The 12,811-nt window shown below is 47.3% G+C and carries 9 protein-coding genes; 5 read left to right on the forward strand and 4 right to left on the reverse strand.

Translation table 11 applies throughout. The features are described from left to right. Window positions 1-405: 405 nt before the first annotated feature. Together MIC7113_RS07345 and MIC7113_RS07350 are read right to left on the reverse strand one after the other, a co-directional pair. Entirely contained in the window at window positions 406-2,136 is a 1,731-nt protein-coding gene (locus MIC7113_RS07345; RefSeq protein WP_015181541.1) for a carotenoid oxygenase family protein, read from the reverse strand. A 213-nt stretch (window positions 2,137-2,349) separates the two neighbouring features. Beyond that, window positions 2,350-3,663, reverse strand: a complete 1,314-nt coding sequence (locus MIC7113_RS07350; RefSeq protein ID WP_015181542.1) for a hemolysin family protein — start codon at window positions 3,661-3,663, stop codon at window positions 2,350-2,352. A 306-nt stretch (window positions 3,664-3,969) separates the two neighbouring features. Between MIC7113_RS07350 and mfd the strand changes: the two genes are divergently transcribed. Next, window positions 3,970-7,470: a transcription-repair coupling factor gene (gene mfd / locus MIC7113_RS07355; RefSeq protein WP_015181543.1), complete on the forward strand. Its 3,501-nt coding sequence runs from the start codon at window positions 3,970-3,972 to the stop codon at window positions 7,468-7,470. Between the two features lie 114 nt (window positions 7,471-7,584). Here the strand turns inward: mfd and MIC7113_RS07360 are convergent, their stop codons facing one another. Next, on the reverse strand, window positions 7,585-10,068 hold the full coding sequence (locus MIC7113_RS07360) for an ATP-dependent Clp protease ATP-binding subunit (protein WP_015181544.1): 2,484 nt from the start codon (window positions 10,066-10,068) through the stop codon (window positions 7,585-7,587). Then, window positions 10,061-10,327, reverse strand: coding sequence for a hypothetical protein (locus MIC7113_RS07365; protein ID WP_015181545.1), 267 nt, complete (start codon window positions 10,325-10,327; stop codon window positions 10,061-10,063). Before MIC7113_RS07365 ends, MIC7113_RS07360 begins: the two co-directional genes overlap by 8 nt. Between MIC7113_RS07365 and MIC7113_RS38580 the strand changes: the two genes are divergently transcribed. The 4 genes from MIC7113_RS38580 to MIC7113_RS37200 all read left to right on the forward strand — a co-directional run bounded on the left by MIC7113_RS38580 (window position 10,320) and on the right by MIC7113_RS37200 (window position 12,412). Beyond that, a complete protein-coding gene (locus MIC7113_RS38580) occupies window positions 10,320-10,442 on the forward strand; it encodes a hypothetical protein (protein WP_256374798.1) in 123 nt (40 codons plus the stop codon). The genes MIC7113_RS07365 and MIC7113_RS38580 overlap by 8 nt on opposite strands. A 418-nt stretch (window positions 10,443-10,860) precedes the next feature. After that, the gene (locus tag MIC7113_RS07370; RefSeq protein ID WP_015181547.1) at window positions 10,861-11,193 is read left to right on the forward strand and encodes a pentapeptide repeat-containing protein; all 333 of its coding nucleotides are present in this window, start codon (window positions 10,861-10,863) and stop codon (window positions 11,191-11,193) included. 48 nt (window positions 11,194-11,241) lie between these two features. Further along, on the forward strand, window positions 11,242-11,985 hold the full coding sequence (locus MIC7113_RS07375; RefSeq protein ID WP_015181548.1) for a 16S rRNA (uracil(1498)-N(3))-methyltransferase: 744 nt from the start codon (window positions 11,242-11,244) through the stop codon (window positions 11,983-11,985). Between the two features lie 274 nt (window positions 11,986-12,259). Beyond that, window positions 12,260-12,412: a hypothetical protein gene (locus MIC7113_RS37200; RefSeq protein ID WP_015181549.1), complete on the forward strand. Its 153-nt coding sequence runs from the start codon at window positions 12,260-12,262 to the stop codon at window positions 12,410-12,412. Window positions 12,413-12,811: the final 399 nt, after the last annotated feature.

The raw sequence follows: 12,811 nt of genomic DNA on the forward strand, positions 1-12,811 counted from the left end.
TTTAGCTGAAATAATGATTATGCACTCTAGCGATACAACCAGTACCTCGACTGTCATAAATTCTTTGGGTCATGCGGCGGAAAGTTCCGAACAACAAACCCCTATCCAGGAAACATGAGCAATTCCAGAAAGCTGATTTCTCTGCCTCATGATTGAGCTTTCGGGTGGTATTTCTCTGGAATTATTGCTAGATTAATCCAGGCTTTTTTGAATTAGAGAACTCAGTCACCTTTGTAACTGTCACACTCACCACAGCAGGAGTGTATAAAATAGTATTTTTGTCTTGTAGTCCCTCGCAACCAGGGATACATATTATCTAAAATTTTCCAACATGAAAAAATAATCTCCTCTCAGACAAAGAGAGGAGATAGGTTTTGTGTTTAATAACCTTGACTTACGGATTCATCAACGGTTCAAAACTTGATCGGGTTGGTTGAAGATAAATTCCCTAGGAACTTTGGCTAAACTCCGCAAAGCACAGGAAACCCGATCAACACGATAGGAAGGAGGAGCAGAAACCAGCTTCTCAAAATACTCAGAATGTAAGGTGAAGCCAAAGTTAACTGTATCTGGCAGAGTCAGCTTGGCAATCGGGCCGTTCTTGAGGTTATCGGCAGCAAATAACCAGGCTTCCAGATGATTTTCGGCAAATACTTTCGTGAAAATATATCCCTTACCTTGAGGAATATATTGAATACTGTCGAGAAGACAGTGATCGGGGAACACATAAAAATCCAGGAATTCATGCCCTAAGCTCGGTAACTCCCGCTCCGGATGTTCTTGTTGTTCTTTTTCCAACTGCTCGGTCAGCATTTTCCAATCTTCTGCTAGAGGAATGCGAGCTAAAACAGAAGGTAAATTGTGGGTGGGCAGTTTCTGATCAGTCAGGATACGGTTAGGATGATCCCGGAAAGCAAGGTACTGACGACGGCAGATAAAATCTCGCCAATACCCACTATAGCCTTGGTAAATTGCCGAATAACCTGAAGCGGTAAACTGCTCCCGTGGGTCAGCCGTATAGAGCATGGTGGAATACCATCCGGGATGGATAAACGCTTCTTCTTGAATGACTTGACCATCACCAATAACTACTTTACGTAGAACACCTGGGTCAAAACCAAACATCCAGGGAATGCCCCAATATTCCTCGCTGTAGGGTTTGCCCGTAAAGTGCATAACATCACAGGGTTCCAATGATTGAGTCAGGCTAATTGTTCCCTGTTGGACAGCCACCATCTGAATGTTTCCATCGTTATGGCGGTAGTTACAGAGGAAATGGTAGCTATCACCTGGAAAGGTAACCAGGCGTGCGGGAACTTTATAGTTGGCGGCTGTTAAGTCTTTACGGTCTACGACATAGACCTGAGTATGAGGATAAGCATTGGTGGGTGGAACCTTAAGCCCCATGAGTGTGGTTAAGCCCATTTGGAAAGGCATATCGGGAATCATCGCGCATTCTTCGGTGAGGATGATGGTATGGGGGCTACCATCGAGTCGAGTTCCATCCAACTCCCAGTGCTTTAACGTGCCTTTACCGTCCCAAACGGTAATATAAACCTGGCTAATCATGTCATAAAACAATTGCCCTGGACGCGGCACACATTTCAATTCGCAGCTAATTAACTCACCCGTCTCTGGGTCGTAAAAAGGGTGAGCTGTATTTGCCACCATGGGGAAGAATGAGAGGGGAACACTGATGATATGTTCGTCAAAGTATCCCACCGGCGTAATCGTTTCTAGGGTGACCGGATCGATTTCCCAGTAGCGTCCCGCATCGGCGGTGAGAAGCAGTCGCCCATTCATATTGACCACTCCAGTGTTTGCTGGCTCGGCAATACCAAAGAGACTCATTCTTGCCGGAAAAAAAGCTCGCTGCCGCCAAGTGAGGGGAAGCAAATCTTGCCAAAAACTATCCCAGGTATTAACTCGTTTGCACAGGAGTTTGACTTTCCCATTTTGTGGAGCCAGATCCCAACGGATAGTGACACCCGCACCCCCAAACAAATGACGTTCTCCAATTTGGTGATAGGGAGCCGCCACGAAAATATGACCCGATAGTTCCTGAGGCCAAGCTCCAGAGATGGTAGCTTCAAATTGACCAATGCTGGAACGAGTAAAATTTTGAACAGATACCATAGCGATTTCTGACGAAGTGGATGCTTACGGCTGAGTTCGAGATTATTTTTGATTCTGATATGCTAACTTAGCCACTCTTGGCTGGCATCCCATGGTATCCGGCAATACAACCCTTATCGGTGGAGAGGCGAATAGTGAGGACTAAAGTCGTCTTGTGAGGGGCACTCTTTATGCCTACTACGAACAGGGGTGCTCACTCCCTAATCGGCAGGGTTAAGAATTTAATTCCTGATCAACTGTCGAATTCCGATTAATGACCACTAACACCTTATCAACTCGATTGCCGTCCATATCCATCACTTCCAACCGCATATCCCGCCACTCAAAGCAATCAGTCGCCTTGGGAATACGTCCTAACTGAGTAACAACAAAACCACCCACGGTGTGATAGTTTCCTCGATGCTCTCCCAGCAACTCCTCAATGTTAAATAATTCAAAAAACTCCTCCACCGACAACATTCCATCCACCAACCATGAACCATCCTCACGCTGTACCGCTTGAGGTTGATCACTGGTATCGACCGAAGGAATATCCCCAACAATCTCTTCTAAAATATCGTTGAGAGTTACCAAACCTTGAATCACACCATACTCATCAACAACGATCGCAATGTGAGTACTGCTTTGCTTGAACAACTCTAAAATTCGCAACCCAGGTGTGCTTTCTGGAACATAAACCGGGCGATGCAATGCACTCGTCAAGTCAAGGGGCTTATTCAATAGACAGTTGCTGAGCAAATCGTTGACATGGATGATGCCAAGGACATTATCCAGTTCCCCCTGGCAGACTAAATATCGAGAATGGGCGCTATCCATCATCACCTGCCGATTCGTTTCCGCTGAGTCGTCTAGATCAAGCCAGACAATTTCAGGGCGAGGCGTCATCAAAGCCCTCACTCGCCGATCGCCTAAACGAAACACCCGTTCCACCATATCTTGTTCGGCTTCCTCAAAGGTTCCCGCCTCAGTGCCTTGAGCGATCAAAACCTTAACTTCTTCTTGGGTTACCAGGGGTTCTGTAGAGGGCGTGATGTTCAACAGCCGCATCATGAGCTCCGTGGAAAGACTCAACAACTGAACGATGGGGTAAGTCAGTTTAGACAACATCTGCATCGGCATGGCGACAGCCGAGGCAATTTTTTCCGGGTTGTTTAACGCCAACCGCTTAGGCATCAGTTCGCCAATCACCAGCGTGAGATAAGTAATAATCAAAATCGCTGAGATCGAAGCGATCGCATCACTAAAGGGTGCCAGTGGAGGAACCCACTTTAACAAAGTCCCTACTCTCGCCGATATCACCGATTCACCAAAAGCACCGGATATGATTGCCAGAAGCGTTATTCCAATCTGAACGGTACCCAGAAACTGATTGGGGGAATTCGCCAGTTGTAAGGCAATACCCGCTTGGATATTCCCCTGGTTGGCTATCTGTTGCAGGCGCACCTTCCGGACTGAGACAATCGCCATCTCTGACATCACAAAGATGCCGTTAGCAACGATCAGTAGGAAAACAATTAGAATTTCCACAGGGAAAGACAACCTTCTTTTGCTGGTAGTTTCGGTGAACTGAGCCTAGCTGATTTAGTATGCGATATTCCAACCCCCTATTCCAGTTGCAGAAGGCAGAGGTGCGGGGTGCAATGATCAGTGTACATCCAAGATTAAACTTGTGTATTTTGCCTTTTTACTCCTAGTTCACCCAGGCACAAATCACTCCCTTACTACCCCACTCTGCCTCATCTCATCAATTCCCGGCGGCTTCTTTAAAATGAGTGAGATAGGCAGCTAGCTTGCCTGCGTTCGTGATCACCCTCTCACACATTCTGTGGACTCATGGCTTTTTCTTCGATCATTCGGGCACTAGAGCGATCGCCCTTGACGGGAGAATTGCTCTCGAAGCTGAATCGCACCTCCTCTCTACATCTGAGTGGTATCCCCCGTCTACCCAAGGGATTGGTGGCTTCTGCTCTTTCCAAAGCTGGTTCTAGCCACTTGTTCGTCGTCTCTAGCACCCTGGAGGAAGCCAGCCGTTGGGCTACCCAACTCGAAGCGATGGGCTGGGAAACTGTCCATTTATACCCAACCTCTGAAGCCTCGCCCTATGAGCCATTTAACCCAGAATCTGAGATGACTTGGGGGCAAATGCAGGTGTTAGCCGATTTGGTGAGAACTCAAGAGTCACGAGGAGGGACAACGCAGGCGACGGGGGCAACCCATAACGGACCGATGGCGATTGTCGCCACCCAAGCAGCACTACAACCCCACCTCCCCTCTGTAGAGGCTTTTAAACCTTACTGCTTAACACTCAACCGAGGCATGACTTGGGACTCCAAAACGGTGGATCAGAAGTTGGCGCGGCTGGGTTATGATCGCGTTCCCCTGGTGGAAACGGAAGGTCAATGGAGTCGGCGGGGTGATATTGTGGATGTTTTCCCCGTCTCCGCTGAATTACCCGTGCGCTTGGAATGGTTTGGCGATGAACTCGACCAGATGCGAGAGTTTGACCCTGCCACGCAACGCTCTCTCGATAAGATAGAGCAGTTGGTACTCACCCCCACAGATTTTGGCCCGATTGTGGCTGAGGTGCTGAGTACCTCTGGAGTTGAACAAGTCAAAGCCCATCTCTCTGCTGAAGAACAAGACGCTTTGGAGATGGGGACACCCCCAGAAGGTATCCGCCGTTTTCTGGGTGTTGCCTTCAATCAACCCGCGTCAATCCTGGATTACCTACCCGAAAATACCTTACTTGCAATCGATGAACCAGACCAATGTAGAGCACATAGCGATCGCGCTTACGAACACGCCGAAGAACAACTGGCGCTGATTACTCCATCACTCCCCAAAATTCATCGTTCTTTCGATGATTCCTTAGCTACCGCACAACGTTTTAAGCCAGTGTACCTCTCGGAACTGGCAGACGAACAAGGTCTAAATCTTGCCAGTCGTCCCGTACCCGCCACCCCCCACCAATTTGCCAAACTCGCCGAGGTGATTCGTGGGGAACGCGATCGCAACTTCTCGATTTGGTTGATTTCTGCCCAACCCAGTCGTTCCGTCTCCCTCCTACAAGAACACGATTGTCCGGCACAGTTCGTCCCCAATCCCCGCGATTACCCAGCGATTGACAAGCTGCAAATCCAACACACGCCCATCGCCGTCAAGTATTCCGGATTAGCCGAACTCGAAGGCTTTATTCTCCCAACCTACCGGATTGTGGTCGTCACCGACCGCGAATTTTTTGGGCAACATACCTTAGCCACACCCAGTTACGTCCGCAAACGACGCCGCGCTGCCTCCAAACAGGTTGACCCCAACAAGTTACAGCAAGGGGATTATGTTGTTCACAAAAATCACGGGATTGGTAAGTTCCTCAAGCTGGAAAGCTTAACGCTGAATTACGAAACTCGTGAGTATTTGGTGATTCAATATGCCGATGGTTTACTGCGAGTTGCGGCTGATCAGTTAGGGGTACTGTCCCGATTTCGCGCCACTGGCGAACGTCCGCCCGAACTGAATAAAATGTCGGGCAAAGCTTGGGAAAAAACCAAGAACCGGGTGCGTAAGGGAATTAAGAAACTCGCGGTTGATTTACTGCAATTGTATGCCCAGCGATCGCAACGCCAAGGATTTTCTTACCCCCTCGATTCCCCTTGGCAGGAGGAGTTAGAAGATTCCTTCCCCTATCAACCAACCCCGGATCAGTTGAAGGCGGTGCAGGATGTGAAACGGGATATGATGAGCGATCGCCCGATGGATCGCTTAGTTTGTGGGGATGTGGGTTTTGGCAAAACGGAAGTCGCGATTCGGGCTATTTTTAAAGCCGTGACAGCCGGTAAACAAGTCGCCTTCCTCGCCCCCACCACCATTCTCACTCAGCAGCATTATCACACCATTAAAGAACGCTTCGCCCCTTACCCCATTCATGTGGGTTTACTCAACCGCTTCCGCACCGCTGAGGAACGCAAGGAAATTCAAAAGCGCCTTGCGACTGGGGAATTAGATGTTGTCGTGGGTACGCATCAGTTATTAGGAAAGGGGGTAACGTTCCGGGATTTAGGACTATTAGTCATCGATGAAGAACAACGGTTTGGGGTGAATCAGAAGGAGAAGATTAAGTCGCTCAAAACTCAGGTAGACGTTCTCACCCTCAGCGCCACACCGATTCCTCGCACTCTCTATATGTCCTTATCGGGGGTACGAGAGATGAGTTTGATTACCACCCCACCCCCCTCACGCCGCCCGATTAAAACCCACCTTTCTCCCTACGATCCCGAAGCCATGCGGACTGCGATTCGCACTGAACTCGATCGCGGGGGTCAGATCTTCTATGTGGTACCCCGGATTGAGGGCATTGAAGAAGTCGGTACCCAATTACGGGAAATGATACCTGGTTGCCGACTGGCGATCGCCCATGGTCAGATGAATGATGCGGAACTCGAAGCGACGATGCTAGCCTTTGGTAACGGTGAAGCGGATGTTCTCGTGTGTACCACGATTATTGAATCTGGCTTAGATATCCCCAGAGTCAACACGATCTTAATTGAAGATGCCCATAAGTTTGGTCTAGCTCAGCTTTACCAATTGCGGGGTCGAGTGGGTCGGGCGGGCATTCAAGCTCACGCTTGGTTATTTTACCCGAAACAGAAGGTACTTTCCGAACAAGCGAGGCAGCGCTTACGAGCGATTCAGGAATTTACCCAGTTGGGTTCAGGGTATCAATTGGCAACTCGCGACATGGAAATTCGCGGCGTCGGCAATTTGTTGGGTGTGGAACAATCGGGACAGATGGAGGCGATTGGTTTTGACCTGTATATGGAAATGCTACAAGAGGCAATCAAAGAGATTCAAGGTCAAGAAATTCCCAAGGTGGATGATACCCAGATTGACCTTAATCTTACAGCCTTTATCCCGGCTGACTATATCCCCGATTTAGACCAGAAGATGAGTGCTTATCGGGCGGTAGCCTCGGCGGAATCCAAAGATGAGTTAGTCCAAATTGCCGCCGATTGGAGCGATCGCTATGGCCCAATTCCCACCGCCGCCAATCAGTTACTCCGGGTTGTAGAACTCAAACAAATTGCCAAATCATTAGGGTTTAGCCGCATTAAACCAGAGGGCAAACAGCACGTTATTTTAGAAACCCCCATGGAGGAACCCGCTTGGAATTTACTCAAAGAAAAGCTACCCGAACATTTGCGATCGCGCTTAGTTTACACGCCAGGTAAAGTAACCGTTCGAGGGTTAGCTGTCCTCAAAGCAGACCAACAATTAGAAAACCTGATTAACTTCTTAAGCAAAATGCAAGGAGCACTACCAGAACCCGCTCTCGTTTGAAATTAAAATAGGTGGGTGTAACATCTTTCTTACACCCACTTTCTTTCCTCTTTTTCCTCTCTTTCCTCGGTTTTCTCTGCGCCTCTGGAGTTCGTTAACTAAATTAAATAGCTTCTATCCCGCTAAAGCTGTTGGAGGCAATAGCTCCTGTTTATCGCCCTGCAACACTTTAATTTGCCCCTGATCATCGATATCCACAACAACCGTATCTGCCTCTTGAAGGCGACCGCTTAAAATTTCCTCCGCGAGGCAATCTTCCAACAACCGAGTGATTGCCCGACGCAAAGGACGTGCGCCATAACTGGGGTCATAACCTTCTTCTACCAAGCGGTCCTTAAACCGTTCAGTAACCTCCAATGTAATGCCTTGTTCCTTTAACCGACTGAACACTTCGTTTAAAAGGATAGAGGCAATTTGTTTAACTTCATTCTTACTGAGTTGCCGGAAGACAATGATTTCATCCAAACGATTGAGGAACTCTGGACGGAAATAAGCTTTTAGTTCTTCATTCACCAGAGAACTAATGCCTCTGTATTGAGCATCAGCTTGATTTTCACTCCAATCAAAACCGAGACCACCGCCACCTTTTTCAATTACTTTAGAACCGATGTTGGAGGTCATAATCAACAACGTATTTCTAAAGTCCACCGTCCGACCCTTAGTATCACTCAAACGACCATCTTCCAAAATTTGTAGCAGCAGGTTGAACACATCAGGGTGGGCTTTTTCAATTTCGTCAAAGAGTACAACGGTATAAGGACGACGGCGAACGGCTTCAGTGAGTTGCCCCCCTTCGTTAAAACCCACATATCCAGGAGGGGAACCGATGAGTTTGGAGACGGTGTGACGCTCCATGTATTCGGACATATCCAACCGAATCATCGCCGATTCAGAGCCAAAAAAGTAAGCTGCCAATGACTTGGCGAGTTCCGTCTTCCCCACTCCCGTCGGACCCGAAAAGATAAAACTGGCAATGGGTCGATTGGGGTTACTAATACCCACACGGGCGCGACGAATGGCACGAGAAATCGCCTTGACGGCTTCTTCTTGACCGACGAGTCGCTGATGTAAAATATCTTCCATTTGAAGCAGCTTAGAAGACTCGGATTCGGTTAATTTGTTCACCGGAATTCCTGTCCAAGAAGCAACAATGTGGGCAATGTCCTCTTGATTGACGATGGGAGCGTAGTCAACCTCATCAGCATCACTCACGTTAGAGGGTTCATTCTGGATGAGCGCCCGAATCTCTGCCTGAATTCTTATCTCTTGAGCACGCATTTGTCCGGCTTTACTAAACTCTTGCAAGCCAATCGCGTCTCCTTTATCTTTAAGCACTTGGCGCAGTTCTTTTTTAAGACTTTTGGCACTGGATGGTACTTTTGAGTTGAGTATCCGGACGCGGCTTCCGGCTTCATCAATTAAGTCAATGGCTTTGTCGGGTAGAAAACGGTCTGAGATATATCGGTCGGAGAGTTTAGCGGCAGCTTCGAGAGCCAAGTCTGAGATTTTAATCTGGTGGTGCTGTTCGTAGCGATCGCGCAAACCATATAAAATTTCAATGGTTTCTTCTACGCTGGGTTCATCTACCATCACGGGTTGAAAACGACGTTCTAATGCCGCATCCCGCTCAATGTACTTACGGTATTCATCCAAGGTGGTGGCACCAATACACTGGATTTCGCCCCGCGCTAAGGCAGGTTTAAGGATATTGGCTGCATCGAGGGAACCTGACACGGCTCCAGCCCCAACTAAAGTATGAACCTCATCTACCATCAAGATGATATTTTGGCACGACCGAATTTCCTCAATGATTTTCTTGAGGCGCTCTTCAAACTCACCTCGGTACTTAGTGCCGGCAAGTAGTGAACCTGTATCCAGGGTAAGAACCTGCTTGCCTTGAAGGCTGATGGGAACATCGTTGTTGATAATGCGCTGAGCGAGTCCCTCTGCTAGTGCCGTTTTCCCAACTCCTGGCTCTCCGATTAAGATTGGATTGTTCTTGGTGCGACGAACCAGAATTTGAATCATTCGTTCCACTTCTTTCCGGCGTCCCACGACGGGATCGAGCTTGCCCTGTGCGGCGAGCTGAGTCAAGTTGGTGCCACATTCGTCGAGGGTTGGCGTCTTGGTACGGGTGCGACTGGGCGCATTGAGGGTCGGTTTCGCTTCGGAAAGCATTTCGATGACTTTAGCCCGAACTTCTTTGGAGTCAACTCCTAGGTTTAAGAGTACTCTTGCCGCCACACCTTCTCCATCTCGGATTAAACCCAAAAGTAAGTGTTCGGTGCCAACGTAGTCCTGCCCTAGGGTGCGAGATTCTTCGAGGGATAGTTCAAGGACACGCTTACTCCTGGGAGTGAAGGGAATTTCAACCGCGACAAAGCCCGAACCCCGACCAATAATTTTTTCAATTTCTTCTCTGACTTCTTGAATCGTGATGCCCAAAGATTGCAAGACGGTTGCGGCGATACCATCGGCTTCTCCAATCAGACCTAACAAAATCTGCTCTGTACCTACAAAATTGTGACCTAGGCGACGTGCTTCTTCTTGGGCTAGCCGAATCACCTTAATTGCTGTATCTGTGAAGCGTTCAAACATGGGGGTGTCCTTGTGGAGGGAGTAATTGCTGTTTTGTCTGGGAGGAGGATTTTAAGCCAGCCAGTTGAACTAAAGCCTCTCGGTGAAACTGAACCACGCAAGCGGATGATTCCCGATAAGACACAGATGTGGAGACTTTTAGTGTGATGTTATGCGGCGTCGAGTCTAGTAACCGTTGTACAGTACAGGCTTGCATCTTCCCCTTACAGTAGGCAACGATGCGATCTCCCACCTTTATTTCTAACGCTTGAATGTTCATTCGTACTCACCCTCATGGTCAAGGAATTGGCTCAGTCAGTCGTATCCAGCCTGTAACACCGTTGATTAACACGACTTTACCGAGCAAGCCGTTTATTTTCCTAGAGGTGTCCTAGTTCGCTACCGCCCTTATCGCCGAAAGCCCGTCAGATAGGAAGAGTAGTATTTCTCGCTCCTAGCTAATGTAGTGTTTCTTAAGGGTAGCATGTAAATAAAGGTTGAGATTATATCAAAAAATAAATTTTATCGTCAAGTAATACTGTTATACTGAAATTATTATTCATCCTGGTTAAAGAATGCTGGCTAAGTTAACGACGCCGCACCAATTGCTGACTCACCTGGCAACTCGTCAAAGTCAGCAAAATAAAGTCATAACTCTTGATTACTCAATCATGGGTAAACAGACTTGCCCTTGCTGCTCAGACACCTTGCTGCGTCATATGCGTTTTGGAGGACTGTACTGGCGATGTAGCTCCTGTCATCAAGAAATGCCCATCTAGAAACCAGCGCCACAACAGAACTAGCAACCCTTAAATGAAAACAAAAAAAGCGATGAAGACCAGCGAACTTTTAAGCCGATATGCAGTGGGACAAAGAGATTTTAGGGGCGCGAATCTGATGGGGGCACAACTAAAAAAGGTCAATCTCAGTTATGCCGATTTTAGTGGTGCAGATTTGAGGGGAGCTAACTTAACATCTGCGAATCTTAGTTATGCCAATCTTCAGGAGGCCACCCTGACTGGAGCTAATTTAACCGAAGCTAATCTAACAAAAGTCAACTTAACTCAAACCCATATTCATGAGGCTAACTTCAGTCGTGCCAACCTGCGTGGGGCAATTATGCCTGATGGCGTGATTCAAACTTGATATATTTGTTAGTAAAATTGGTCGATTCGCAAGTGACTGGAGAATCGATTGACTCAATTGCAACGATTAGTGATTGCCCCTCAACAGCACAAACAGGGGAAGATTTTCTTAACCTCTTCGCAACAGCACTACCTCAGTCGAGTTTTACGATTGAAAGCCGGCGATCGCTTTATTGCGATGGATGGACAGGGTAGCTGGTGGGTAAGCGAGTTAGAAGCCAGTTTGACTCAAGCTAAAATTCTGGAATCCCTGTGTGTACAAACCGAGTTACCGGTAACGGTGACGTTGATGGCAGCACTGCCCAAAGGGAATGGATTTGATGATGTGGTGTATCAAGCAACGGAGTTGGGCGTTGCTTGCATCATTCCCTTAAAGAGCGATCGCACCCTGCTCAATCCCAGTCCCCAAAAGCTCGAACGCTGGCGACGCTTGACTCAAGAGGCTGCTGAGCAATGTGAACGCCCATTTGTGCCCACCCTTCTCGACCCCATAGACTTTACCGCGAGCCTGCAATTACCTGAAACCTCAAACGCCTCCCGCTATATTTGTGTAGCACGGGGTGACGCGCCCCATCTTTTGAGTTGCTTGCTGGAACAAAAATTAGCCTCTTCACCCTCCTCCGTAGTCATTGCCATCGGTCCCGAAGGGGGATGGACACCTGTGGAAGTAGAACAAGCCACAGGTGCTCGATTCCAACCCGTTTCACTCGGACGCCGTATCCTCAGAGCTGTCACGGCTCCAATTCTGGCTCTATCTTTGGCCTCATCTGTTTGGGAAACGACTCAAACCTAATCCCCCAACTTCTTGCCCAACTAGAAGAGCGGATTGATGCAAATAATTTTTGCGGAAGATGAAATAAACTTCAAAAAAATTTAGAAGTTTGTACAATAAGCGAAATAACTAGATTTTTTACTTCCTGGTAAGAAAAGTATTGCAAACCTAATCAAACAAATATTGCAATTTACCTCAAACCCTCAAAAGTTGCCCATAATTTAATCAGGCCAGAGATAGAATTCACTTCATCTCAATTTCAGCTCATCCTTCAAATCATCAGGAGAGTCGTTTTATGGGTATTTACAAACTGTTTAACAGTATCACCCAATATATCTCTGAAGCGGTAGTCAGGATTTTTAGTCCCAGTGACGACGCTTATCCGATCATTGGGGTACAGCCCTTTAGTGGTGAACCTTTACAGGGACATAAGAGAGCTGATTGGTAACAATCAACAAACAGCCATTTCTGACACTTTTCATCCGTCAAAACCTAAGAAGTTGGTGGAGATTTAGCCATTTTCTCCACCAACTTTTGATCATCTATTTCTTAAAACCTATTGCATACAAAGTTTTTGTTGCTCCCGATGATTCCCCCTATATTCATTGGGGGAAATTTACAAAAAAAATTTATAATAGAATTCTCGGATCTGATCGAAAGTCTCGACAGAAACTTGAATAAAATAAAACAGCTAAAGTTAATCAACTCATTTCAAATCTTATTAATCCCCTATTGGTTACCACGACAAAATCTCCCCTTGAAATAAAATATAAACCCCTAACTCCCCTGAGAGTCAGAGGTTTAATTTTATATTCATATAGCCAGCCTAAATGATTGGTGAGTGCCT

Source organism: Allocoleopsis franciscana PCC 7113 (assembly GCF_000317515.1).
Lineage (GTDB): Bacteria > Cyanobacteriota > Cyanobacteriia > Cyanobacteriales > Coleofasciculaceae > Allocoleopsis > Allocoleopsis franciscana.

Excerpts from the sequence above, each read along its gene's own strand:
- MIC7113_RS07345 (WP_015181541.1), bottom strand. The coding sequence starts at position 2,136 with ATGGTATCTGTTCAAAATTTTACTCGTTCCAGCATTGGTCAATTTGAA.
- mfd (WP_015181543.1), top strand. The coding sequence starts at position 3,970 with ATGGCTTTTTCTTCGATCATTCGGGCACTAGAGCGATCGCCCTTGACG.
- MIC7113_RS07360 (WP_015181544.1), bottom strand. The coding sequence starts at position 10,068 with ATGTTTGAACGCTTCACAGATACAGCAATTAAGGTGATTCGGCTAGCC.
- MIC7113_RS38580 (WP_256374798.1), top strand. The coding sequence starts at position 10,320 with ATGTTCATTCGTACTCACCCTCATGGTCAAGGAATTGGCTCAGTCAGT.
- MIC7113_RS07365 (WP_015181545.1), bottom strand. The coding sequence starts at position 10,327 with ATGAACATTCAAGCGTTAGAAATAAAGGTGGGAGATCGCATCGTTGCC.
- MIC7113_RS07370 (WP_015181547.1), top strand. The coding sequence starts at position 10,861 with ATGAAAACAAAAAAAGCGATGAAGACCAGCGAACTTTTAAGCCGATAT.
- MIC7113_RS37200 (WP_015181549.1), top strand. The coding sequence starts at position 12,260 with ATGGGTATTTACAAACTGTTTAACAGTATCACCCAATATATCTCTGAA.